The organism is Formosa sp. L2A11 (assembly GCF_009796865.1).
Classification (GTDB): domain Bacteria; phylum Bacteroidota; class Bacteroidia; order Flavobacteriales; family Flavobacteriaceae; genus Formosa.
In genome coordinates this window covers 3,040,279-3,066,384 of record NZ_CP047028.1, presented here as the reverse complement: position 1 = coordinate 3,066,384, position 26,106 = coordinate 3,040,279, and the positions used below count along the sequence as shown (strand labels likewise).

At 31.0% G+C, this 26,106-nt stretch carries 25 protein-coding genes; 11 read left to right on the top strand and 14 right to left on the bottom strand.

All coding sequences use genetic code 11. The features are described from left to right. The first annotated feature begins 222 nt into the window (after nucleotides 1-222). From GQR95_RS13565 to GQR95_RS13525, 9 genes are all read left to right on the top strand, one after another. Nucleotides 223-1,383 (top strand): hypothetical protein, encoded by a 1,161-nt coding sequence (locus GQR95_RS13565; RefSeq protein WP_159023666.1) that lies wholly within the window; start codon nucleotides 223-225, stop codon nucleotides 1,381-1,383. A gap of 225 nt (nucleotides 1,384-1,608) precedes the next feature. Further along, nucleotides 1,609-2,364 (top strand): DUF2314 domain-containing protein, encoded by a 756-nt coding sequence (locus tag GQR95_RS13560; RefSeq protein WP_159023665.1) that lies wholly within the window; start codon nucleotides 1,609-1,611, stop codon nucleotides 2,362-2,364. An 18-nt stretch (nucleotides 2,365-2,382) separates the two neighbouring features. Next, nucleotides 2,383-2,625 carry a hypothetical protein gene (locus tag GQR95_RS13555; RefSeq protein ID WP_159023664.1) on the top strand — a complete coding sequence of 81 codons (243 nt, stop codon included), beginning with the start codon at nucleotides 2,383-2,385 and terminating at the stop codon, nucleotides 2,623-2,625. Beyond that, nucleotides 2,622-2,789 carry a hypothetical protein gene (locus GQR95_RS13550; RefSeq protein ID WP_159023663.1) on the top strand — a complete coding sequence of 56 codons (168 nt, stop codon included), beginning with the start codon at nucleotides 2,622-2,624 and terminating at the stop codon, nucleotides 2,787-2,789. Before GQR95_RS13555 ends, GQR95_RS13550 begins: the two co-directional genes overlap by 4 nt. A 19-nt stretch (nucleotides 2,790-2,808) precedes the next feature. Beyond that, nucleotides 2,809-3,414, top strand: coding sequence for an SMI1/KNR4 family protein (locus tag GQR95_RS13545; protein ID WP_159023662.1), 606 nt, complete (start codon nucleotides 2,809-2,811; stop codon nucleotides 3,412-3,414). Nucleotides 3,415-3,454: 40 nt separating this feature from the next. Beyond that, a complete protein-coding gene (locus tag GQR95_RS13540) occupies nucleotides 3,455-4,111 on the top strand; it encodes a suppressor of fused domain protein (protein WP_159023661.1) in 657 nt (218 codons plus the stop codon). Between the two features lie 15 nt (nucleotides 4,112-4,126). Further along, entirely contained in the window at nucleotides 4,127-4,582 is a 456-nt protein-coding gene (locus GQR95_RS13535) for a hypothetical protein (protein WP_159023660.1), read from the top strand. 13 nt (nucleotides 4,583-4,595) lie between these two features. Continuing rightward, a complete protein-coding gene (locus GQR95_RS13530) occupies nucleotides 4,596-5,105 on the top strand; it encodes an endonuclease V (protein ID WP_159023659.1) in 510 nt (169 codons plus the stop codon). 17 nt (nucleotides 5,106-5,122) lie between these two features. Continuing rightward, nucleotides 5,123-5,554, top strand: coding sequence for a hypothetical protein (locus GQR95_RS13525; RefSeq protein WP_159023658.1), 432 nt, complete (start codon nucleotides 5,123-5,125; stop codon nucleotides 5,552-5,554). Nucleotides 5,555-5,641: 87 nt separating this feature from the next. On the opposite strand, the gene GQR95_RS13520 is transcribed toward GQR95_RS13525, so the two are convergent. The 9 genes from GQR95_RS13520 to GQR95_RS13480 form a co-directional block, all read right to left on the bottom strand. Further along, complete coding sequence (locus GQR95_RS13520) at nucleotides 5,642-8,017, bottom strand: leucine-rich repeat domain-containing protein (RefSeq protein WP_159023657.1); 2,376 nt, start codon at nucleotides 8,015-8,017, stop codon at nucleotides 5,642-5,644. A 79-nt stretch (nucleotides 8,018-8,096) separates the two neighbouring features. After that, nucleotides 8,097-8,471: a hypothetical protein gene (locus GQR95_RS13515; protein WP_233265935.1), complete on the bottom strand. Its 375-nt coding sequence runs from the start codon at nucleotides 8,469-8,471 to the stop codon at nucleotides 8,097-8,099. A gap of 86 nt (nucleotides 8,472-8,557) precedes the next feature. Further along, entirely contained in the window at nucleotides 8,558-9,178 is a 621-nt protein-coding gene (locus tag GQR95_RS13510; protein WP_159023656.1) for a hypothetical protein, read from the bottom strand. Between the two features lie 279 nt (nucleotides 9,179-9,457). Continuing rightward, nucleotides 9,458-10,081, bottom strand: coding sequence for a hypothetical protein (locus tag GQR95_RS13505; protein ID WP_159023655.1), 624 nt, complete (start codon nucleotides 10,079-10,081; stop codon nucleotides 9,458-9,460). A gap of 323 nt (nucleotides 10,082-10,404) precedes the next feature. Further along, nucleotides 10,405-11,019 (bottom strand): DUF1444 family protein, encoded by a 615-nt coding sequence (locus GQR95_RS13500; protein WP_159023654.1) that lies wholly within the window; start codon nucleotides 11,017-11,019, stop codon nucleotides 10,405-10,407. A 186-nt stretch (nucleotides 11,020-11,205) separates the two neighbouring features. Continuing rightward, a complete protein-coding gene (locus GQR95_RS13495; protein ID WP_159023653.1) occupies nucleotides 11,206-11,721 on the bottom strand; it encodes a GNAT family N-acetyltransferase in 516 nt (171 codons plus the stop codon). Between the two features lie 279 nt (nucleotides 11,722-12,000). Further along, the gene (locus GQR95_RS13490; protein WP_159023652.1) at nucleotides 12,001-13,599 is read right to left on the bottom strand and encodes an MFS transporter; all 1,599 of its coding nucleotides are present in this window, start codon (nucleotides 13,597-13,599) and stop codon (nucleotides 12,001-12,003) included. Nucleotides 13,600-13,611: 12 nt separating this feature from the next. Continuing rightward, nucleotides 13,612-14,670 (bottom strand): HlyD family secretion protein, encoded by a 1,059-nt coding sequence (locus GQR95_RS13485; protein ID WP_159023651.1) that lies wholly within the window; start codon nucleotides 14,668-14,670, stop codon nucleotides 13,612-13,614. After that, the gene (locus GQR95_RS13480; RefSeq protein WP_233265934.1) at nucleotides 14,671-16,008 is read right to left on the bottom strand and encodes a TolC family protein; all 1,338 of its coding nucleotides are present in this window, start codon (nucleotides 16,006-16,008) and stop codon (nucleotides 14,671-14,673) included. Between the two features lie 98 nt (nucleotides 16,009-16,106). Between GQR95_RS13480 and GQR95_RS13475 the strand changes: the two genes are divergently transcribed. Further along, nucleotides 16,107-16,925 (top strand): AraC family transcriptional regulator, encoded by an 819-nt coding sequence (locus tag GQR95_RS13475; RefSeq protein WP_159023650.1) that lies wholly within the window; start codon nucleotides 16,107-16,109, stop codon nucleotides 16,923-16,925. A 52-nt stretch (nucleotides 16,926-16,977) separates the two neighbouring features. On the opposite strand, the gene GQR95_RS13470 is transcribed toward GQR95_RS13475, so the two are convergent. The 5 genes from GQR95_RS13470 to GQR95_RS13450 form a co-directional block, all read right to left on the bottom strand. Then, complete coding sequence (locus tag GQR95_RS13470; protein WP_159023649.1) at nucleotides 16,978-17,709, bottom strand: SIMPL domain-containing protein; 732 nt, start codon at nucleotides 17,707-17,709, stop codon at nucleotides 16,978-16,980. Nucleotides 17,710-17,774: 65 nt separating this feature from the next. After that, a complete protein-coding gene (locus GQR95_RS13465) occupies nucleotides 17,775-18,260 on the bottom strand; it encodes a phosphoribosylaminoimidazolesuccinocarboxamide synthase (RefSeq protein ID WP_159023648.1) in 486 nt (161 codons plus the stop codon). Between the two features lie 24 nt (nucleotides 18,261-18,284). Next, entirely contained in the window at nucleotides 18,285-18,608 is a 324-nt protein-coding gene (locus GQR95_RS13460) for a hypothetical protein (protein WP_159023647.1), read from the bottom strand. 11 nt (nucleotides 18,609-18,619) lie between these two features. Continuing rightward, nucleotides 18,620-19,033 (bottom strand): hypothetical protein, encoded by a 414-nt coding sequence (locus GQR95_RS13455; protein ID WP_159023646.1) that lies wholly within the window; start codon nucleotides 19,031-19,033, stop codon nucleotides 18,620-18,622. A 122-nt stretch (nucleotides 19,034-19,155) separates the two neighbouring features. Further along, nucleotides 19,156-24,150 carry a DUF4132 domain-containing protein gene (locus tag GQR95_RS13450; protein ID WP_159023645.1) on the bottom strand — a complete coding sequence of 1,665 codons (4,995 nt, stop codon included), beginning with the start codon at nucleotides 24,148-24,150 and terminating at the stop codon, nucleotides 19,156-19,158. Nucleotides 24,151-24,589: 439 nt separating this feature from the next. On the opposite strand from GQR95_RS13450, the gene GQR95_RS13445 reads away from it, so the two are divergent. Next, nucleotides 24,590-26,005: a carbon starvation protein A gene (locus GQR95_RS13445; protein WP_159023644.1), complete on the top strand. Its 1,416-nt coding sequence runs from the start codon at nucleotides 24,590-24,592 to the stop codon at nucleotides 26,003-26,005. Nucleotides 26,006-26,106: the final 101 nt, after the last annotated feature.

The following is a 26,106-nucleotide window of genomic DNA, read 5'->3' as shown; positions in this document are numbered from 1 at the left end:
AATATAAACATCTGTTATCTATTTGTTTATAAGATAAAAACGAATTTAATTTATAGTCGTATTTAGTTAGAAAAGCACGTTTGTGAAAACGTGCTTATTTTTTGTTTTTAAAGCTATAAAAGTAAAATAACCTGAATACAGGACGTGTATTTACCCCGTTTTCAGGGATGTGTAAAGATGGCATTAGATCTAAGTTTGTAGTGTACAATAAACACATTCAAAATGAAAAATAATCTAATTTATTTCGCACTATTATTAGTCATGCTTTCTTCTTGTAATAAAAAAAGTTATACAGCTTTATATCAAGAACATTCTGCTTTAGAAAAAAATGAGACGACATATAATTTATCTAAAAATCTTTTAAAATTAGAGATTATATATACTTTGAATGAACCAAGAGTGCAAAAAAATGGTGTAGATGAGGCATTAACAACCAGTAATACAAAAATTACGATTGAAGATCCTATACAAATCACAAAACTCTTAGTCGCAGATCAATCTAAAACATTTGTTATTAGCGGAAAACAATTATCTGATGCGTATTTTGTAAATCCAGATAATTACCAAGATGCTGCGTATTCTGAAAGCATTTCAGATGTTGCTGTAGTTCTCGAAAATAAAGATAATACGATGTTTTCTTCTTTTACAGATTCTAATAAAGAAGCTAAGGCTTATGGTGCTGTTAGAGAAATATCAGACAATATCTCTAAAATAAAAACTAAAATAGATGCAAAATTCACACTGGATTTAGTGACCTTTTATAAAAGCCAGTTTACTATGGTAGACGACCATTTTAAACCTTACGTTAAAAAATCTAAAGTCAAATATACTGTAATTATAGATCCATCATCATTAGATGCTTCAGAAGGAAATTGGGCCAACGTTATTGGAGATAAAATTTTACACACTATTTATCCGAAACACATTTTTAAAGACAATATGGAGTTAATGGATACAATTACTCTAGAGACTTTAAATACAAATGCTTCTAAAAGTTCGCTTTTAGAAAATAATGAATCTATAGAAGGTATTGTGTATCGTACACCGTCTTCAGAAAACTTAAACCTTAAAGTAAATAATCACGCACTTAAAGGAGATGCGTTAGTCTTAGCTCAGTCTGGTGTTTTAGAAACTATTTCTGTAGCAGATTTAAAAAATAATTCTAACCCGAATGTTATATTATTCAAATCTAAACCTGAGCAAAATTCAATAGCTAAAAACGATAAATTTTCTAATCTTAACGATACTGTAGAGCAATTAGATTTCAATTCTAACAAAACTGTAGAGGCTTCACAAAAGGAAATTAAAAATGAGTATGAAGCCAAATTAAAAAATATCGATTTGCTTGTAAAAAGACTTCAGGAACGTAAAGCAGAGTTGTAGAAATAGTTCAGAAAATTAAATATCACTGAAATCCGTTATATAAAAAATCATCTAAAATTTCATCTTTGTTCGTGTTAATTGGGGATTAAAATCTATTATTCTTTAATGTTTTTTAGAAGACACATCACAAAGAAATGATTAATAAAGATCCAAAAGAGGAAGGTTATTAAAAGTTAAGACAACTTTTTGTTTAAAGCAAATCAGTCATTAAAAAATAAATAAATTATGAGTCAAGAAAATAATATAATTTACGCAGAACAAAACGAAAAAATGAAAGCTGCTTATCTTAAAGCACAAGACACGTTTAACTATTTCTGGAGAGAAATATATTGGGAAGCAAAACGTATGGTTCCTGCACATGATTTATCGTTGGTAAAGATTCCTTTTCAGCAAATGGATGAAGCTAATGCTGAACCTACTGTAGAACATATGTGGATTAGCGAAATAGCTTTTGATGGGGAAAATATTACGGGTGTTTTAATGAATTCACCTAACCTATTAACCAATGTTGCGGAAGGCGATACGGTAACTAGAAAAGTCTCTGAAATATCAGATTGGATGCTAGCCATAGACCGTAAAACTTACGGTGGATATACCATTCAAGTTCTACGTTCTGATATGACGGAGGAAGCAAGAAAGCAACACGATGAGGCTTGGGGATTAGATTTTGGAGACCCTAATAATATTTTAGTAGCTTATAAGCAGGAAGAAAATGAAGAAAATCTTATAGAGCATCCAATGAGTAAAGTTATGGAAAAACCTGCTCGAGATTATTTTGAAGCCAACCTAGATGCTGTAACAGCTATAGATGAAAATGGGGTGACTAGATTACACACCGAAACTATTGCAGGAAATAAAATAGCAGTAGAAATTTTATTAGAATTAGGAGCAGATAAAACGGCTAAAACCAATACAGGAAAAACAGCGTTAGATTTTGCAACAGCCTTAAACTGGAAACATCTTATTCCTGTATTAAAATAGGGAACTTAAAATTTTTACATGAAAATTAAGTTAACAATCCTTATTATAGGCATATTATCCATTTTTGTATTTTCTTGGGTTTATATAAACAAACAAGAATCTACAAAAATGGATTTTGTTTTTAATGAAAATATTAAAGATGGAGATCTTATTTTTCGTTGTTCAGATAATCAAAATTTAAATTCAACAGGCTTTAATGAATTTGGAGTTCTCGAAAAATCTTTAGGTAACTTATTGTTTGGGATAACCAAAACACGATGAAAAGAAACCTTTCAGAATGGCTAAATAAAGGAAATGGAGGACGTATTAAAATCTATAGAGCCAAAATTTCAGACTTTAATATAAATACGTTAGAGTTACAGAATGGAACTTATAACCATGTATTAAACTCTAAGTCATTAGAATTTATAACTAAGAATAAGTAAAATACTAATAGCGTTTAAAATGAAAAACATAGTAAATACATATATCTCAGGACTTAAAAGCGCCTATTATAATGCAAAAGGTAAAGAAATTTGGGATTATTTTGAATACATAAAACACGGTGCAACACAAGAAGATCTAGATAAACTTAAAGCAATTTATCCTAGTATTCCAAGTGCTTTAATTAATTTACTACAATACGTAGATGGCACATATTGGAGAGCGTATGGAGAAGAAAAGATTACTTTTTTTCTGTTGGGCTCCGATGTTTCTGAATATCCGTACTATCTATTATCATCTAAACAGATTTTTGAAAACAGAAATAATGCTATAAACTATTATTCAGATTATATAAATAGAGCATATGAAGGTGTAAAAATAGATGAGAAAATCACCAATAATGCAAACAATATGAATTGGCTTCATTTTTCAGATTGTATGAATAACTGCGGAACCTCTCAGTTATTTATAGACTTTAGTCCATCAGAAAAAGGTGCAAAAGGTCAGGTTATAAGATTTCTTCACGATCCAGATGAATTTAAAGTGATTGCAGACAGTTTTGATGCCTATTTAAAAATGCTAATAGAAACTGATTTTAATTTTATTGATGAAGAGATTTTAGAATAAGCTTATTTTTTGAATTAACATTAAGATTAATTAAGTTAAAATGGACAAAGCAACTTATAAAAATAAATTTACAGAAGAAGATGCTGTAGGCTGGTTAGCTATAGACAAAGCTTTAGAAAACCTATATGCAGATACCGAGCCAAAACATTATGGTCCTTTATGCGGACTTCATTTTAGTTTAGGTGGTACAGACCCTATAGATGGCGCTAGTATTTACGATTCTAATCATCAAGAAAATCATAAGCATATCGTGAGTTATGGCATGTCTGAATTGTATTATGATGAAGAAAAAACAGAAGAAGAATTCAGTAAATGGGGATTTGAGTTTACCTTTAGATTAAAACCCTTTAAAGAAGATAAGGATGAGCCAACTTGGGCGATTCAGATTATGAATAATTTGGCACGTTATGTTTTTAGCAGTGGTAAATGGTTTGAAGAGAATCATTTTATAGCTGCAAAGGGTCCAATTAGACTCAATACAGACACTAAAATTTTTGGTTTTGTATTTGCAGTAGATCCTGAATTAGGAAAGATTGAAACTCCACACGGCGAAGTCACATTTTTACAACTTGTAGGTATTACAGAAGATGAAGTAGAGCACTTAAAATCAGATCCTACAACAACTGCAGTTGAGCAATTAATTAAGGAATTAAAGCAAACAAATCCTTTATTAATCACAGATTTAGAACGAAAATAATTTAAATGGTTTATAATGAATTTAGAAAATGCTATTACACAAATTAAAAACTTCCAAGTTAATGGCGATATGGAAGATTATGAAATTAGTGAATTTTTTGATGCTATAGGTGATGAATTACCCGATGTAAATAGTTTTACAGATTCACAAAAACAACAGCTTATTCAAGTGCTTTTTGACTTCTTAAAACGTCAAGATCCAGAACTAGACGAAAACTTTTCTTTCATTCATTTTATAGAAGCTATAAATCAACCAGATTACAAAATTTATAATACAGAATTGCTGAAATTCAATACAGAAAACGGTACAATAACATCTACACTTTTATTGAATAGATTTATTAATGGTTTGGTAGGCGAGGAGCGTAAAAAATATATAGATGTATTAAAATCTATTGCAGAAAACCCGAGTTACACTGATTTTGTGAGAGCTGAAGCATTGGGTTATTACGAACATCAAATAGGAAAATAAAAATACTAAGATTATGAAACTTGCTTTTGATACTTATTATTACGATGGCAAAGCGAAAACAATTGCGGTAAGCTTTAACGATTGGGAAGATGAAGCTCCAACGCAAATTTACACGGATATTATTGAAGGTGTAGAACCGTACGAACCTGGTTCCTTTTATAAGCGCGAATTGCCATGTATTTTAAGTCTACTTAAACAAGTGAATCTAGAAGAAATAGACTTAATTATTGTAGATGGTTACGTGATTCTAGAAGAAAAACACTTGGGCTTAGGAGGCTATTTGTACCAAGCTTTAGAGCATAAAATTCCGGTTGTAGGTATCGCAAAATCTGAGTTTGTGTCTAAAACAGCTGTGTTTAAAGAAGTGTTTCGTGGCGAAAGTAAAAAACCATTGTATGTCACCTCTATTGGTACGGATAGAGATGAGGTTTGTAACGCTATAGAACGTATGCACGGTAAATACCGAATGCCAACATTACTACAAATTGTAGATACAAAAACAAAAGAAAATACTAAGAACTAATATTAAAAAATATAATTATGAGTACAGATTTTATTATAGAAAGCATTGAACTTGCTAAAAACTTGTTTAGAAAAAATTATAGAGATTTTATTTCAGAAAAACCGAGAACAGTTACTGTAGAAGATGAAGATTTCAAACTATATAGTTTTGAGAAGATGATTTCCTTAACAAATATTGATGGTATGGAAGTGAGTGAAGCTCGTGCCTTAAGAGCTTATGCTACTACATTAAATGATATTTTCGGACCTACAATGTACGACCAAAAAGGAAAAAAATGGCAAACGGGAATGTTATCTGCAAGCATCTCTATTGGAAAAAATTCAGAAGGAGATTTGTTATTTGTGGATATACACGATGGTAAAACACTTTATATTTTTCGTCATGATGATGGTGGTTTGTTTAATACCAAAATGACTTTATACAAATTAATTAAAGCCTATTCAGAATAAATTTTAATTTATAGAATATTCCTTATAAAAAAAGCCCAATTACAAATTTGTAATTGGGCTTTTTTTTATGGTATAATACGTTTAAAATTAATCAGCATCTTGTGTGCTAAAAGCTTTTCTTAATTTTGTATAACCGGGTGTTATTAAGTATTTGTATTTTTCTGCTGGCATATTTCCACCATTAAATTTCCCAATATAATATTTAAGTTCTTTTAGTTTTAGTCTTCTAAAACTCTCCGGAACAGCATTTTCGAATTGGCAACCATCAATATCTAAGCGAGTTAATCTAGGTAAGGCTGAAATCCAGTTTGGTATGTTAATAAAATCATTACCACCAAGAGATAACGTTTCTAAGGTTGTTATTCTTTTTAAATATTCTGGTAAAATATCAATTTTATGACCAATTAAAAATTCTGTAAGTTTTAATTCCGTAATGCTTTTTGGTACAGTTTTTACATCGTGACTAATACCTATAAAACTCAATTTTTTTAACTTTTTAAATTGATTTAATTTAGAATATCCCTCCATTCCGAATTTATAACTCAATTCAATTCTTAGAGTATTTAACATTGGTGCGTTTAAGGTTTCTAGTGTTTCAAAAGAAGTGTAACTTAAATTTAAAACTTTTAATCGAGGTAATGATACTTCTGGAAACGTTTCAGAAATATCGTAATGTGCTAAATCTATTGTTTCTAAGTTTGGCATATTACTTAATAAATCTTCTAAATTTTCTGCCTTATAAAAATGTAATCTTAAATACTCTAATTGTGGTGCAGGATAAGCGTATACAGGAGAAGAGTTCTCTTCTTTATTTTCTAAATGTAATCTTTTTAATTGTGTACAGTGTTTTAGTATTCTTTTAAAATTACAGGTGTTCGTGTACGCTTTTAATTCTATTAAAGCTTCTGGTTTTGGTAAATATTGTGTTAGATCTTCTAGACCTTGTGCGCCTTGATTTAAAAATACAACATGTAATTTTTTAGTAATTAATGTGCTAAATAATTCTTTAGGATTTTGTAATTTAAGATTTCCAAAATTAGCCTCGTCAATTTCTAATATATGTTTCCCTGGAATAAATTCTTCAATTTCAGATATATGCAATTCCTTTAGCTTAGCAGGTAAATTATTACCGTTAAGTGTAAGGTTTCTACACGTTCTAAAATTTAAATACTCAATGTTTTTTAAGTTTTTTAATCCATCAGGAAACGTTTCTATATTAACATTGTATAATTTTAAATATTTTAAGTTGGTACATTTATCTATGTTTTGCCATAAAATATTAGTATTGCTTCCTTGATGTATATCAATAGATTCTAAGTTTTTTAATTGCCCCAAACCTTCTGTTACTTCAGAAAAATCATTTATATAATGAATTTGTAAGCTTTTAAGACTGCAAAAGTTTTTAGGATTTGTTAAGACATAGTTTAGTAGTTTAGCATCTCTAATTAATAATTCTGAATTAAAAAGAGGCGCGCCATTACTTATTACTTTTATATCGTCATCTAAAGAAATATAGCTACAGTTTACTGTAAATATTTGGTTATCTTTTATTTCTTTGATTAACGGAACCTCTTCAAAACTCATTACAGAGAGATTATCTAAGTGTTCTAATCCCTCAGGTAATTCTTTTAGTCTAGGACACTTGTAAACGTTTAGTTTTTCAAGATTTTTAAGCGTTGCAATACTATTAGGTAATTTAGAGATATTATCTAATCTAATAAAACTAATTTCGGTTAGACTTGTAGGAAGCTTAAGTAGAGAGGTGTCTTTTAAATTAACATTTAATAAATAGATTTTAACTAACTTTTTAAGTTTATTTAGTTGAAAAAATCTTTGACAATCTGTAACTATATTTTTTAGGTCTAATTCTTTTAATGCTTTTAAATTCCAGAAACTACTAGGGAAAGATTCTAAATTAGCAAGATTTAGCGTTAGGTTTTCTAACTGCTGTAAATTGCCCATAGAAGTAGGTAAATTTTTATAATCTCCTTTTATTTCTAAAGTTTTAAGAGAAGAGATATAGCAAAACTCTTCAGGAATATCTTTATTAAAAACACCTTCAATATGTAGTTCTGTAATGCCTTGTAAACGTAAAATTAGGTCTGGTTGCTTTTCTAATTTCTTTGCAATAGATTCCTCATCAATAGAAAATATTGCAAAATCCATCATTGTATATAATTTTCCAATAGGAAACAATGGGTCTTTAGTTCCGTATTGAAGAAAGGATTTTATTATTCGTGTAGCATCTTGTCCGTTTTCTGGTAGTTTATTACGCATTTTAAATGCGTTATTAATTTGTATTGTACCGTATTCTTTTAAGGTTTCAGAAATCTCTGCAACAAGATCATTATCTCTGGATATTTTTCCTATTAAAAAAAGTTCGTATAAAAATGCTTCAGGATAATTTTTGACATTTTTTATGTCTGTATAATATGTAGTTATATAATTCTTATTGAATTCCATATTTTAAATTAAGAGCGTTCAAGTAGTTTGCACTACTTTCTGGTTTTTATTAAAGTGATGGGATGGTTTATATGTGTTCTTAAACAGCAATGTGGTTAATCATTTCCATTTTTCTTAGAACAATAGGAACAAATAAAGCAAACTTGGCATTAAACTCTTCTTGAGTTTTTGCAGTGTTTAAATTATCTGTCATAGTTACCCAAGTGTTGTATAGGGCATCATCTAGGGTTTCCTCATCGGTATCTATATTTAAGGCTTTTATTAATCTAAAATTTTCATCTAGATTATAAAACCCCGTGTCTTTTACAATTTCAAAAACGAGTTCAAAGATGCTTTGTGTGTCTAAAAGTTCACTAATTTTAAGTTCAGTTTCTTTAGATGCACTTATTAATTCAAAAACATCAACCATTAAGTTTTGTACTCTGCAATTGATATTAAAGTCTAGATATTTCAAGTCTTATTTTTTTAATTATTTTTTCTTTAGCGTTAACTACTAGCAAATACCTAACGAAAAGACGTGTGTTTAAGTGTGTTTTTAGGTTATTGTCCTAATGATGCGTGACCCACGATTTCACCATCTTTTACTACAAAAAGAATATTTGCAATTGGAGCATTCTTATAACTATCGTCGTTCCAAGCATTTTTGTGTAAGTGTATAAATGTATTAAGTAGTTCGTTATCTGCTGCTTTAGAAACAACCATCATGCAAGTGCGTCTTGGTATAGAAACCAATAGCTCGTCTGCTTCTAACATAGCATGCGCTTTTTGCATGTGTGATTTAGATAAGATTCTTTCACTAGAAAAATCATATCCGCTAGAGGTTAAAACTTTATTATCTAAAGTTCTAGAATACTCAAATTCTGTGTCGTAGTTTTCTAAGTTTTCAAAAGCTTCTTTTGTAATTTGCTGACCATCCATGGTTTTTAAATGATTGTGCGTTAAAAACACAAAATTATCTGGAGTGTTCATTCCATAACCAATAACCACTTCTAAATCTCCATCTTCTTCGGTACCTATTAGGCTTGTACTTAATGCACCTGCTTTAAGTCCTACCCAGTTTGCTGGTTTTAAAATGGGGTAGATTTTCTGATTTTTAGTTTGCTCAACCATTTTTTCTATTTCTTCTCTAGATTTTTCCTCTCCGTAAATTGTATCGCTCATTTTACTATGTATTTGTTATGCAATGCAAATTTATAGAAGGATACAAAATCCTCTCTCACTGAATTCCGCCATTTATGTGTTTTATAGTTAATTAATATGGCTTGTTTTTACTTTTAATCATTAAAAAGCTTTTTATAAGAGTTGAAATGTTTTAGAGGAGAGAAGTAGAGTTGTGGGAGTAGAAGTTTACTTTCTATTGAATTTAAAAAAATCTTTATCGTTAGCTATATATAACTAACGATAAAGACCTGTATATACGTGTTAATTCTGTTTATCAGTTTATAAAGGGATGTGTCCCACAATTGCACCGTTTTTTACTGAATATACAAGATCTGCTATACGCTCGTTAGGGTTCTCGTCATCATTCCAATTGTACTTATGTAGGTATCCAAATTGATCTTTAGTCTCTTTATCTGCGTGTTGTGAAATAATCATTAACTCACCATATTTTGATGTAGACACAAATAAATCTTCTGACTCTAGCATATCGTGGGCTTTCTTCATTTCTACTTTGCTAAAAACGCGTTCACTAGCAAAATAAGACCCAATAGAAATAAGTGCTTTATTGTCTAACGCTTCAGCATATTCTAAAGTAGATTCTAAATCGTCTAAGTTTTGGTACGCATCATCAAGCAGTTTTGTTCCATCGTAGATGTCTAAATCAGCCATCGTTAAGTACACAAAACCATCTGGTGTATCTATCCCATAAATAGCAACTATTTTAGAGGGATCATTTTCATTATCGCCTTTTATTGCAGTGGTTTGTAGAATTTCACCATCTAAACCTTCCCAAGTTCCTGCTTTTACAATAGGATAAACTTTATATTCGCCTTGGCTTGCTTTTTCTACGATGGCTTTAATTTCTGATAAATTTTCGTTTCTATTAAGTGTATTAACTTTCATGTTATTTGTTTTATTATTTATGACAAAATTAAAGACACTAAGAAGCTTTTTTGTCACGGTTTTCAGCCAAATTCGATGATTCAGTGATTCACTGTTTACAGTGTCTTTCTCCGTTTATAACTCATAAAAAATGTATTCACGTCTTTAAATTTCTTTGTGCATATAGAAAAAGCGTGTCTGCATAAAGGTTAAAAATTTAAGTAGTTACATATGATGTTTAATTACATAGAGTTACAGTCATAAAAAAGGCATTCTTTTAAGAATGCCTTGAGTGATTTTAATGATATAAGAATACCATTAATTATTTGGTCCTTTTAATTGAATTATAAAGGGATATGTCCTACAATATTACCATCTTTTACAATAAAAAGAGAATTAGTAATAGGTGCATTTCCAAAACTATCATCCTCCCAAGTATAGTTGTGCAAGTAAGCAAATGTATTCATTGTATCTTTATCCACATCTCTTGAAATAATGGTCATACAGGTTCTTCTAGGGATAGATACCAATAATTCTTCAGCGTCTAACATGGCATGTGCTTTTAGCATATGTGTTCTAGAAAGAATGGTCTCACTTGAAAAGTCGCTCCCGTTAGAACCAACTGCTTTATTATCTAAGGACGCAACAAATTCTAATCCCGTATCGCAGTTTTCTAAATTTTGAAAAGCTTCTTGTGTAATTTGTTTAGGGTCCATAGTTTCTAAGTGTTTTTTAGTTAAAAACACAAAGTTATCAGGTGTATCTATACCGTAACCTATTACGACTTCAGCACCATCTTCAGACGGAATTAAAGTAGAACTCAAAGCTCCTGCTTTTAATCCAACCCAATCACCTGGTTTTAAAATAGGATATATTTTTTGATCACTATTTTGTGTTTGTTCAATGATTTTTTCTATTTCTTCTTGAGATTTTTCTTTTCCTGAAACTGTACCGCTCATAATGTTGTGTGTTTTATTATTTATTACAAAATTAGAGAAGCTTATAAAATTTTTTATCACGGAATTCAGCAGTTTTGAGCTTTAATAATTCACTGTTTACCGTGTGTTTTCTATTTCTAGTCTACAAAAAAAAGGCATTCACATTTTGTAAACACCTCTTAATTTTTAATAAAAAAACATACTATATTAATACTCTAAATACATAATATGATTTGGATTGGTATGCGTCTCAGATATTTTAAAATCAAAAGCTCCTGCTATTTTAAAACCCATTTTTTGATAAAAATTTATCGCCTTTTGGTTTTCTGTCCAGACCGCAAGCCAAATGCCATTTTGTTTCTGTTTTTTAGATAATTCAATATTAAAATGAAACAATTTAGATCCCAATTGCTTGCCATGAAAAGTTTCTAAAAGATAGATGCGATCTAATTTAGTGATGTTTAGATCCACAATGTTTTTGTTGGAGATATTTAATTCAATTTTTGAAAACCCAGCAATAATCCCATCGCTATAGATAAGATGATAATGGACTTTATCGTTGTCAAATTCTTTAAGGATAGTTTCCTTATTATAAGTTTTAGAAATATAATGATCAATAGCGTCTTTAGAAGCACTATGTCCATGAGATTCAAAAAAAGTCTGTTTTCCTATTTCTACAATTAATTCGCAATGTGTTGCGTTTGCTTTTATTATTTCAACCATTTAATTTAGCTTCCTCTTTTATTTTGAATAACATTTTTTTGTAAAATTATGTTTTTATTTCTTTGGAAGGTTTAAATCCTTATCTAGAATTAGTGTTGGAAGTTGAATTATTTTAGAATCTACCGATTGATATTTTATAAATCCTGAAACTTATTTGGTAAAAAGAATATAATCATCATTATAAAGAACATCAGAATAGATACCGAAGAAAAATTTAGCCTCATTAATAACTTTTATTTTTTCTACAAATTCATAACAGCATCAATATTTAAAGAATCATTAAATAGGCGTTAGTTTATCCGAAATTTTTCGAAGTTGATAATGAAAATGGGGAATTAAAGCAATACCAAGCATTACAAAAATGATAAAGCAACTTAAATACATATAATAATCGCGGGCAAACAAAAGATTAGATTGAACGCCTACTGCTTTTCCTAACATTTTTCTTGCACCTGCAGAAGCTTGTAATTTAGAAGCACCATGACTTAGTAAGGTTTCATTGTAGTTTTGTAAGCGTAAAACAGTTGCAGGGTTTGTAATTACAATGTCCTCTGCAAAATTATTATAATGCATACTTCCTTGACGCAAGCCCATAAAAGTAACCAATGCCATACTTAATGTAAAGGTAAAACAACGATACGAAACTCCAGTAACCGAAGCATAAAAACCTATTTCAGAAGGAACTCCTGTAGCATAAAAAATAACTATAGAAACAATTAAGATACCATTACCAAAACCTTGAAAAAATAAGGGTAATATAATATCTAGTATTTCTGCTTGATTTCCCAATATGAAAATCATATAGATATGAAAAAATAAAAATGAAGCAAATCCTGTAAGCCAAATTAATCGTATTCTTACACCTGCTAAAATAAATCGTGCCGTTAGTAGTGCTCCAAAAATAACTCCAATTCCATTTATTATCATCACATAACTTTTGTGATATACATCTAAATTAAGCCCATTGGCAAAGAAACCAAACGACACGCTAGTATCTCCTTTTGTAATATAAAAAGCGACGAGCATTAACATTCCAATTCTAAAATTTCGATATTTATATATGCTAAGATCCACATAAGGAGTTTCTAACTTTAATTGTCTAAAAACGAACAAGAGTAACGAAATAACAAAGGTTATTGTTGTTAAAATAATATGTAAACTCTTAAACCAGTTGTAGTATTGCCCGTAACATAATATATAAGTCACCGTGGTTAAAGCAGCCGCATATAATACAAAACTTACCCAATCTACTTTGTCTTTAATGCGTGTTTTTTCTTTTCTTAATTCTACCTCCTTTTTTAAGCAAACAAAAAGCAATACAAAACCAGGTAAACAAGAAAATATAATTAATATAAAAAGGATATTAAAATTGTAGTTTGAAAAAAGAACAGCATCAACAATATAAGAAAGCGGTATGGAGCCAAACATGGTTCCGTACAAAAAAGCATAGCTTAATACTCTACTTCTTTGGGAATGAAACTGCTGAAATATCAGATTAAATAAAGTCCCTACAAAAACAAGTGTCAACATTCCGTTTAAAAACCGAAAAACAATTAATATGGTTAAATTTTGGGTATTATAAAGTATCAAGTTTACGAGTATAAATAAGATACAAGACATGGTGAAATAAGGTTTGGTAGCAAACTTAGTAGAGATTGTTTTTTCTAAAGAAAAGGCACTCGCTATCCCTACATAAAACATTATAATAGAAAATTTAATGTCATAAGAATCGGCAGCATAATAACTCATCGCACTATCCATTCCGCCAATATAAATCCCTAAAACAGCAGTTATAGGAACAAGTGTAAGCAAAATTGTAAGTACCATAAGCCATCTTGGAACCCAAGATTTAAAGGAATGATGATAAGTTGTAGACATAATTTAATTTTATTATTTAGGAACGTTTACCTCGGCATTCATACCAGCTCGAAGTTGTTCTAAGCTATTTTCATTGTCAGTAAGTTTAATACGAACAGGAAAACGTTGTGTAATTTTTACAAAATTTCCAGTGGCATTATCTGGTGGTAATAATGAAAATTGAGATCCTGTAGCGGCAGAAAATGCTTCTATAGTTCCTTTAAATGTTTCTCCAGGAAAGGCATCAATTGTAATAGTTGCTTTTTGACCTTCATGCAACGCTGCAATTTGTGTTTCTTCAAAATTGGCTTCAATCCATTTACTTTGATTTTTATCTACAATAAAACCAATGGTTTGTCCTTTTTGTACCAATTGTCCTATTTGTAAATTCTTTTTACCCATATAACCATTGGTTGGCGCAGTAATTACTGCATATTTTAAATCGAGTAAAATTTTATTTAAATCGGCTTTTTTCTCTTGAATTGTTGCTTTTGCAACTTCTATTTGAGCACCAACATCAGTCGTTTTACTCAGTGATGTTTGATAGCTTCTTTTTACAGATTCAAAATTCGCTTCAGCAACTTTTAGTTTGGTCTGGATGTCTTCAAAACGTTGTGGGGTTACGGCATTATTATCTAATAAATTTTTGTAACGTTCATATTCCTTTTGCTGCTGATATAATTGTGCTTTTGCCGCATTAATTTGCGATTGATTGATGCCTGAACTTACGTTAGACGTATTTTGATTACTTTCTAAAACATGCAATTGTGCTTCGGCTGCTCTTAATTTTGCTTGCGCAATATCTTGTTGTACCAAAGCTTCATTTCGATCTAATACAACTAAAGTATCTCCCTTTTTTACATGTTCGTGGTCTTTGTACTTTACGTCTTGTACATAGCCATTGGTACGGCTCAAAATTGGGTTGATGTATTCTTTAACTTGTGCATCATTTGTGGTTTCATATCTCCATTGATGAATCATAGAGAACACACCCCATAGTATTAATCCGATTAAGATAAATAAGGCGACCAAATAGGTAATTCGTACAAGTATTCTATCTGTCTTTTCGTATTTTTTTAATGCTGTGCTCATTTATAATTTTCCTGATATTTTTAATAATTGATAATAATGTACTTTGGCTGCTATTTGATTGTTAATCAATTCAAAATGGGCCTCTAATTGTTGGGTATCTGCATCAATCAAATCTGTTAAAAGAGATAATTGATTAAAGTAAGTTTGTTTCACGATGCGATAATTTTCTTGTGCAGATTGAATATTTTCTTCCGCAACTTCAATTTTTATAACATCTTCTTTAAAACGACTATAAGCTGTTTTTACTTGCTTTCTTAAATTATCATCCACATGTTCTTTAGCTATTTTTTGTTGTTCCACTTCTATTTCGGCTGCTTTTTCCTTATGCTTGTCGTGATACAGTGCAGAAATATCGTAAGACAATTTTATACCTGCTATTCCTAATAAATACGGTGCTTGTTCATAAGGGTAAAGCTGAATTTGAGGATACGAATAGGTATAACTCCCGAAAAATCCAATTTTAGGAAGTTTATCTGCTTTCAAAGCATCTGTTTTTAATTCACTTAATGTAATTTGCTTTTCGGCCATTTTTTCTAAAGGCGATTGACTAAGCGTTTCCGAAACAAAACTGTCGTAATTTTTATCGATAGCGATGTCTTTTGTCTGAATTGTATCAGACGGAATTAAAAGGGTGTCGTCTTCATTTCCTAATAGAATATTAAGGGATTGCGTTACTATAACAAGATCGTTTTCTATGGTAACCAACTGTGTTTGTAGTTTAGCAAGTTGTAATTTTGCGCGTAGCAAATCACTTTTTAATACCACACCATTTTTAAACAATTGCTCAATCAAACGCACACGTTCTGCATTTTGTTTGATATTTTGCTTCACTAAATTTTCATATTGATACGAACGCTGCAGACTTACGTAATATTGAATCACTTCTAAATGCAATTGGTCGCTTGTTTCTTCTTCAATATGTTCTAAAAATGCTTTAGATGCTTCAGCTGATTTAATCGCAGTTCTTTTAGAGCCACCTGCATATATATTAAAATAGGCACTTACCGAAGCATCATACGTACTATGATCTTCTAGATGAATAAATTCTGCATTATTATTAATTCCATTTACAAAAACAGGAATATTTGATAATTTTCCATAAGATGCATCAAAGTCTACCGATGGTAATCTTTTGTTTTTGGCATCGAGAATGTTTTCTTTACCAATTTCCGTTTTTAAATGCTGTACTTTTAGTGCTTTACTATAAATTTCTGCTTTACTCCAAGCATCATCTAAACTTAAGAAAATACTATCTTTTGGTATTTCTTGAGCATACCCGAAGGTGTTAAAAAATACTGCTAAAAAGAAGAACATTCTTTTTATTAAACTGCTTATCATTTCTGTTTCTTTTTTTGAGCAAAATTACTTAGACTATTAAAGCTTTGTTTTTTGTAAATAGACAAATATTTACTAATTTGAGCCAAACAAGAATTTAGATGATCATTAATAAGAGTCCCTTTCAATTTTTAACTGATGTTGATTCTATAAAAGACAGCATATTTATACATCATACTAAAATTGAACAGCAGTTACCTTTACATAAACACGAAAAACATCAATTATCTTATATTGATGGTGGTGTCGCCTTTTTAAATACGCCAACCAATTCGTATTTTTTACCAGCCCGACATTTTGTTTGGATGCCAGCAGGGATGGAGCATAACGTAGAGTTGCGCTCGCCTTTTATTATGGTGCGTAATTTATATTTTCCAGTAGATTTGTTTCCTAAAGATCATAAATTGAGAACAATGGGGATTTACCCCGTTACCGACTTAATCAAGGAAATGATTTTATTTACCGAAGAATGGAAAGGTGGATTCACAAAAGAACAAACCCATCAACACGAGTTTTTAATTGCTTTTCGAAATGTATTGATGGCAGTTTCTAGAGTTCCAATTCCAATCGCTTTACCAACTACAAAAAATGAATTATTAAAACCGATATTAAAATATATTCATCATAATTTAGAAGACCCTTTAAAGCTAAATTTGGTTGCAAAAGCATTTGGAATGAGTTCTAGAAGTTTATCTCGAATGTTTAGAGAACATATTGATATTTCTTTTCTTCAGTATTTAAAAATGACTCGCATTATTCGAAGTATGGAGATGCTGCTAGAAACCAATAAATCTATCAGTGAAATTGCCTATGCTTGTGGGTACAGCAGTATAGGAGCGTTTAGCAATGTATTTTATCAAGTTGCTCATGTGCGTCCCGTAGATTTTAGAAAACAGAATTTAAAAAAGGGAGGAAAATAAAGCTATTTCCCTCCCTTTTGTATTTCAATTACTTAAAAAATATAATGTAATATTAGTCTACTTTATAAACCAACTTCATAGTAATCGAAGCTGTTTTTTCTCTATTAGCGGTATTAAATGTTCCTCCCCAAGAATAATCTTCTCCTGAGTTTTGACCTGTAATTTGAAAAATTCCCATTTTAGCAGATTCTAAAGTACTTAAATTTCCACCTGAAAATTTAGCAATGTTTTCTGCTCGTAGTCTTGCATCTTCTGTCGCTTTAGAAATCATTTCAATTTTAAGATCGGCAAGTTTTGTATAATAATATCTTGGCGCTTGTGAATAAAACTGAACCCCTTGATTTAATAATTCTGTAATTTCTCGAGATACTTTCTCTATTTTATCGACTTCTTTAGATTCGATTTCTACAGATTGTGTAAGTTCATAACCTACAAATTCTTCACCTGCATAATCGCCAGTAGGTGTGTATAGTTGTTTTGTTTTTTGGTTTGTAGAAACGGCGCTATAAATAAGCTCTTCTGGTTTAATTCCTTTTTTAGTTAAATAATCGTTTATGGTCGCTTTTTTTTGTTCTAAAGAGATGTAAGCTTGTTTTAAGTCTGTATTTACAGAACCAAAACTTCCTTCCCAAACAATTAAGTCTGATGAAAAATCTGTTTTTCCTAAGCCTGTAACTTCAATTTTTCCGTCTACTTTATTTCTATCGGTATAGGCTTTTCCTAGGAAAATTGAAGAAGCAACGATTGCAATTCCAAAAATAATGGCACTTGTGTAGTTTTTCATAATATGTAATATTTTTTTTGCTGTTTTAAATCTTTATTTAAATGTGTGATTGAATTTTTCTATGTTTATTCTTTTAATAACTTTTCTTCTTTCATTATTTTTTTTGCTGTTTCGGTTGCTTTTTTTCCTTGATGCATTGAACCAGGTAACATTATTATGCGCTTCTTTATTTTTCCGTTTTCGTCTTTAAAGAGGATTTCAAATCGAGAACGTGTTATTCCGAATATTGCTTTTTTAAATTTGATACTTGTAATATCTTTTCTTTCAATTATCGGTGTTGCAGAATTATTAAAGCTTGTAAATATTCCATACAAAAGAAATAAACCAATTATTAAATAAAATATAGATATCGGAACTTGACCTGTTTGAAAACTATCAAATGCTGAATAAAGTAAGAAAGCAGACATTCCGCCATAAATTATTAAAACCCGAGTGATGCTTTTTCCAACAGCCACTTTTGCTACATTTCCAATTATTCCATCTCTTGTTAGTATAATTTTATCTGGTAAAATATGACAAAATCCTGTTTTAGTTTTAAATTGTTTTTCCATTCATTTTCTATCTGTTTTTAAACCCTACGCTTCAATTTTTAGTTCTGTAAGATGAATTGTTTTGTCATCTGTAAATTGATAAACTCCTTTTCCTGAAACGTGTTTTGTAAATAGACTATGATCATCGCCATAAGAAATACCAGAATTAACATCGAACCTAAATTCTGCGTTTTTAAAAGTGAACGTTTTATTGCTGTTGTTTACAGAAATATTTACTGGTTTTAAAGTAACATCCCAATAACTAGAAGCTTCATTGCCAAAATCTAGATTGGCTAATAAATTTCCCCACGTTTTGTTATGGTTAGAAATTTGTTCTGCCAATTGGTTTTGTATGTTTTCGGTTGTCATGAATTATAAATTTACCAATACGTACCCACTAAAAATGTCATTCTTATAAATGCAATTACACTTTCTGAAGTGAGTTCTAGTGGTGCTTTTAAATCTGTTATTTCATCGTCGTTTATAAAAACTACAAATAGTCCGTCTTTAAAAGCGAGAAATACATTATCTATTGCTTTTTGCAAATTGGCTAAGTCTTTATTTGCTAACTCACCAAATTCTACTTTTCCGCTTTGCGCTTTTTCTTCAATTTCTGCAGGACTAAGAAAACCAATCACATTAACTTCTGTTCGTTTTTTATTGAAGGCTTCGACTTGGTTTTTAACACAACCAATTAGTAAATCTTCCAAGTTTTTAGGGGTTTCTTGGAGTGTAAAAGGGACTTGTTTTACCTTTTTTTTACCGAGTCTTTTTAGTTGTAACGTAAGTTCCATTTGTATACGGATGTTTTTTGCGTTAGGGATTGACGTGGAAAGCCCACAGTGCGATAGCACGAGGACTTGCAACAGAAAGCCCGACCTCGCCTAAGCGAGGTAACGCCCTTGTTATTTTAAAATTAGCTATTGATCTGTGCTAAAATTGTTGGATCTTGAATTTTATTGTCTTCAGAAAGTAATTTCATTTTAGAAATAATTTCTGCAGATTTTGGATCGTCGTCTACAAATGGTAAAAACATATGCCCTCTGTGCTGACTGTGTACCGGAATTATAGATAACGATAGTCCGTTTTTACTAACCTGACCACTTCCTAAATGAATGCTGTATTCGCCAAATTTACCTTTTATAAATATGTGACGCTCTTTAACGGTAATGTTTTTAAGTTTGAATAATCTTGCAGATTCTTCGGCCAAGGCAGCACGCATTTGCATGGTACTATGACTTGCTTCTGGATCTACACCACCAACGTGAGCAACACTAACTACAAGGTCTATATCTCGCATAATTTCGCTAAATACAACCGATGGAATTTCGGTAAGCGGAATTCTTTTGTACGTATCTATAGCATGGAAACACACATCTTCTAGCGTTGGCGCTTCGGCCTCTGATGGCGAATACCAATCTGCCATGGCATACATGGTTGCTATAAAACCGCGTTTATGAAATACTTTCTGTAACCCCTCTTCCATACTTACCGTCCAACCACGACCACGTAAAAGTGCAACGGTTTTTTTAGGCTGAATTTGGTGTCCTTGGTAACGTTCTGAACGGTTACTGTGTTCGCGCTCGTCTTGGGTAATTAAATACAGTTCTCTAAATACTTGTTTAAATGGTTGTACTAAGCGTTCTGCAAATAAGTATTTTTGATAGATATCCCATTCTACATTTTTGTAAAGGTGCGATGCGTGTGCAATAAGTAAGACATCGTCTTCTGCTAATTGGTGTGTTTTTCCTGTAGCATCTGTTAATATTCCTTCGTTATAAAATCCTGAAATTTCTTTTTCAGGAACGTACATCACTAATTTGCTTAACATCACTCTTACAATAGGATGTTGCATCATGTTATGAATTTCTTGTGCAGCAAATTCATCTTCGTTTACCATGGCGTTTTCTAGCGATAAACGGGTTCTGCTATATTGTCTAGACAGGTATGCTTTGTTTTCTTTTAAAGCAATAACTTGTTTGTCTTTACTTAATTTAGCAGGAATATTTTTTAATGATTTTCCGGCTTTAGTAACCTTAAAGTCTGTTTTACCAAGGTCGTTAATTACCAGTTCTATAACGGTTTCTTCTATGGTTAAAACGGCATTTTTCATTATGGTTTGTGTCGCTTTGGCTTCCATAGCCCAACTAAAACGAACGCGATCTTGATAGCCTGCATTACGCGATAGGTTATCTAATCCTATGCCTACTGCAATGGCTTCGCTTTCTTGTCTTTGCTGACCAAATTGTTTGCTTTCTTTTAAGAAGTCTTGTAATAGGTTGTAACGCTTTAGTAAATCTTTTTCTGGTATGGTTTTACTTAACGGAATTAGACCTAAAGCACGCACGTAATCTTTATCGCGCTTGTCTTTGATTTTCTTTAATGTTTCGGTGATTTTTACTTCGCCTAACATGACGCTAGAATATAGTTTTACTTGTCTGTGCCCGTTACCATCTGTAATGTATTTGGCAGCATCGTGTAATAGTTTCCAATTGGCTTTACCTATACTTTTGTATACTTTGTTAAACCAATCTATGTCTATAGCTCCAATTGCAAAGTCTGCTTTTGGAATGTTTGAATAACGCGAAATAATGGTTTCTTTTTCAGAATTCATATAATCTGAAGCGTGTGCTTGAAACCACCAAACGGCATCTTCTAGTTTTTCTAATCCTAAATATTCACCAATTATACTTGTCCATTGTGTGGCATAACATGCTAGTTCTATTAATCGTTTTTTAGTCACTTTAGAAGCATCTGCACGTGCTGCGAAATCTGCATAACTTTCAGTATCCTTAAGTATGGATTTTTTTAGAAGCGCACTAAATATAGTTTTTTTACTATCGCCATAATAACTGTAACCACGCTCAAAAGTATCTTTACCTAAACGTTCTAAAATTCGAAATACATAATCTACACCTTCTACATTGTGAATACCATTCATGTATCCGGTTGCTGTTGTTTCTAAATCGCCACGTTCTAATTCTGTTTCTAATAAGTTCGTTTTTAAGTCTGCAAATACATGTTTAGGTACGCTGTCTTTTTCTATCCATTTATAATTTATTCTAGAATTATAACCACCGTCCATAAGAACCATTAATTCTCGAGAATTTAAAGCTTGAAAACGTAAATCATCCTCATTAATTACCCCTTTTTTGTAAAGTCTTAATGTAATAGCCATGCTAGGATATGGTACAACGCCTGGTCTGCTGAATTGTTTTGTAATTACATTTATGTCTGTAGTAGGTTGTGGGAAACTAATATCTTGAGCAATTAAATACATGTAAATACCCCAAATTCTTTGAAGCTCTTCCGTTGTCGCTACACTTATATTGTCAATACCTAATGTAAGCGGTAATACAACGTTGGCCCAATTATAAGTTTTTACTTCGTAACGGTATCTTGATGATTGAAACTGAATAGATTTATCTTTCTCAGGAAAGTTAGCAACCATATCTTCTAAAACATCTATTTTAAAAGATTGGATTGTTTTTATTTCTGCATAAACATTATACAAACAATCTAAGATTGTTGAGTATGTATTTATTTTAGTGTAACTATTTTGATCTTTATCTAAATTTAAACTGGTTAAATCTGGGTAATATTGTTTAGCAAAAGATTCTAAATTTTTGTAAACCCCAAAAGGCGTATCTTTATGTTCTATATAATTTATAAGATAGAACAACTCGAAATCGTTAAGTTTACTTTTTTGATACCATTCTATCCATAATTCAGACAAAGGTAGATTTTGTAGGTAATCTGCAGGTGTGGCTTCTTTGTCTAATCTTTTAATATAGCGAAGTCCTCTTGCTAAAAAAGTAGTTTCAACTTCTCCCTGATAACCTTCTAATTGGTATTCGTAGTTTGCATTTTCTGCTACAAAACGCACTAACTGGCTAAATGCTTTTATAATTTTATTAGCATCTACAAATTCTTTGAATTTAAACCCTGAAGATTCTGATGTTGTAATTCCTAATTTATCAAAGAAATTAGTCTTTTTCTCAAAACGCGATTTCGGTATATATAATGCTGTTAAGTTATCATAATCAATAGCTCCGAAACCATTACTGAAATTAAATTCTTCAGCATTATCAGTAAATTTATCTAAATAAACTTGTTCGTTTTTAGTGATTTTAGGACGTTCGTTATAGGTCGTGATTTGTTTTTCAATAAAATCTGGATATCTCTTGTCGTCTTGTAAAAGAGTTAGTATTTCTAAACCTGCCAAACGCTGATCTACACTTTTTGAACTCACTAAATTTTGTGTGCTTACTTTTACACCATCGTCAGGTAAATTTACCAATAAGTGAATTAAACCTGTACGTAAGTTTTTGCTTTTACGTTTTAGTAAATCTTCTGCAATCTGTAAATCGGTATCATAAAGATGCATTTTACTAAATAAATTAAGTCCGGTTGCTACTAAAAGCTCACTTCTGTTGTAAATGGCTTTTCTGGCTAAGGCTCTTTTCCAATAGTTTTCTTCAAAATTTAAGACTTCTTTTTTCTTTACATCTTGCTGGTAATTATAATACGAGTAACTGTAATGAGTTGGAAAAACTTTACGGATGTAACTTTCTCTAAACTCTGTTGGCAGCTCGTCTAAATCTTTAGCCATTAACTCTAATTGTTGCTCTGTAGCACCATTAATTAGAAACTGAAAGAAATAATAGGGCGTAGGGGTAAAGCTCCACCAAGAGAATATTTTACTTTCAAAAGTTTTACCTTTTTCCTCTACAGATTTTGCAACGGTTAGTAAGCTCTCAAAGGTATCGTTGTCTAACGTTTTTTGAGGTAAGTTTACAGACATCCAGTGATCTAGAGCGTAATCTTTTCCTACTTCTTTTTTGAAATAGTCTATTAAAGAATCGTTTGTTCTATCTGTTTTAGCTACAAAGTATAAGGCTAGAATTTTTTTATTTCTATCTTCTGATGTATAAACAATGTCCAATGCTTTTTCAACGGCTTTATCTACATCTATAATAGCTATAGACCATAAAGCAACTAAAACTTCTATATTATCTTTGCTTTTAAGTAACGTATCTGCCTCTTTTGTATCTAAAATTAAAGATTGTGCCAGTTCTAATATACGATTAACAACTGTTTTTTTAGGTGTTTCCCAGTTTAAGCTAAACCAAGTAGAAACAGCTCTAGTAACACTACTAAAGCGTGTAAGGTCGTTTTCTAAGACAACATTAATCATGTATTTTAAAGCGCCTAGACTACATTGGTCTAAAGCTTCTAATATGGTTTGTCTTAATCCTTCTTGACGTTGTGCTGCGAGTAATAATTTGGCAATCATTTCCCAATGCTTTTGGTCTTCAGAAAGGAGCATGGCTTTAATAATATCTATACTTATACCTCCAATTTCATCTTCAGCTTGAATAATATCGTTTAGTAATTCATCGAACATATCGTCTGAATTACGTAGTACAGTTGCTAAAAAATAACTGTTAGAATTGGGGAAGTAGATACTATATTGAATTTGTTCGTATAGTGATAAGCCTCCAAAACCTAAACGACTTAAATATAAAAATTGGGTAAAGTAATTTATTTTATTTTCTAGTACTTCTATACTAGGTTTAGATCTAAATGCTTGTCTGTTATAACCTCTTTGGTAAGGTATTGTATCCATAAAGTCCCATATTTGTGATAAATAAGGAGCTTGCATAACACCATATAATTGCATTCCTAAAAGCATACCTTCTTCTGTAGCCCACGGGTTTACGGTAAGATGATCGTCAAATGCTTCAATAAAATCTTTTGTACTGTATCTTACTCTTTTTCCTTTTTCTAAACTCCCTAACACTTTTCCTAAAACTTGGTAAGGTTCAGAAAACTGAAGGAGTTCAGACATATCGACCTTAGGTCTAGAATTTTTAGTAACGTATAGTTTTGCTTCTTCTGCTGGAATCATATGTTTTAATTCTTTATATCTATTGTAAATACTAATTATCCATACCTATTTTAAAAGGCATAATAATTGATTGCAAGATAAAAGTAATGTAACTTCTATTTCTCACTGTATTAAGGGATATTTATTAATTAACATTTAATTGATATTTTGAATACCGTTTAAATAGAATGAATTTCAAAAAATGGTGTAATTTTTTATAAAAACATAGACTAAGACTGGGAATAATATTGAAGAAAGTAAGACTGACAAAATAATTTAACAAAATTAGAATTATAAACTTTTGTACATTAGTCACTCCATATTATGCGTAATTTTTTTCTAAAAACTAAGAAATATGTATTTTTTAAACACTAACAATGTTAATTTGTTAAAGTTTAAGTAATCATATAGTTTGAGAATCAGGTTAGTGCAAATTTCAATACATCAATAAGAAATCCCTATGATTACATTTATAACTGCTTTTTTCCTATTAATAATAGGCTACTTTACCTATGGAAAATTTGTAGATAAGACCTTTAACTCCGATTCAAACAAAAAAACACCAGCACATACTTTAGAAGATGGTGTAGATTTTGTGCCAATGAACAGTAATAAAAATGCGTTTATTCAAATTTTAAATATTGCAGGTGTTGGTCCAATATTCGGACCTATTTTAGGAGCATTATATGGGCCTTCTGCTTTTTTATGGATTGTTTTTGGATCTATATTTGCTGGTGGAGTTCACGATTATCTTACAGGTATGATTTCTATTCGGTATGGCGGAGCACACTTACCAGCTTTAGCATCTCGGTTTTTAGGAAAATCGTTCACTCATGTTGTTAACGTATTTACTTTATTACTTTTAGTATTAGTAGGTACTGTTTTTGTAACTGCACCTGCGGAGATGATTAATGATTTAATTAGTGGCGATAATTATATATTGAAAATCATAATCTTATGTATTTTTATTTATTACATTGTTGCTACTGTATTGCCAATAGATAAAATAATTGGTAAAATTTATCCTGTTTTAGGGCTTTTATTAATTATTAGTGCCGTTGGAATTTGTATCGGGATGTTTATATACGGAAACCCGTTACCCGAATTAACCTTAGAGAACTTACACCCAAAAAATATACCATATTATCCTGTAATATTTTTAACTATTTCATGTGGTGCCTTATCTGGGTTTCATGCGACACAATCGCCTATTATTTCTCGTACTATAGACAATGAAAAAGATGGTAGAAAAGTGTTTTACGGTATGATGATTCTAGAAGCCTTTATAGCGATGATTTGGGCTGCAGCGGCTATGAGTTTAATAAACGCAGAAGAGTTAAGCCAGCTCTTGGCAAATGGCGGACCTGCGGCTGTGGTAAACAAAATAGCAGTGGTGCTTTTAGGTACTGTTGGTGGAACAATTGCTGTTATAGGCGTTATAGTGTTGCCTATAACTTCTGGAGATACGTCTTTTAGAGCTGCACGAATGATTATTGCAGATTACTTAAAAATAGATCAGAAAGTATTAAAAAATAGATTTGCAGTAGCGATTCCTTTATTTGCTATTTCGTTTGTACTTACCAATATGGATTTTCAATTGTTATGGCGTTATTTTTCTTGGTCTAACCAAGTTACAGCATCTATAGCGTTATGGATAGGAGCCGTGTATTTATATCAGCATAAAAAGCCTTATTTAATGGCTTTAATTCCTGCTTTCTTTATTACTTCTGTTATTTTTTCATATATATTTTACGATCCAACCATAGGTTTTAACTTAAGTCCAACGCTATCTAACTGGATCGGTTTAGTATTGACTTGTTCTGTAACAGCTTTATTTTTTGTAATCATGAAAAAACGAAAAAGCGTAGAAGCTTAATCGTTCTACTATATATTAGAAAAGCCACCTATTTGGGTGGCTTTTTTTTGTTCTTTTTCTTTATGAAATCAACATATGAATTTAAAATTTCACAGAAAACA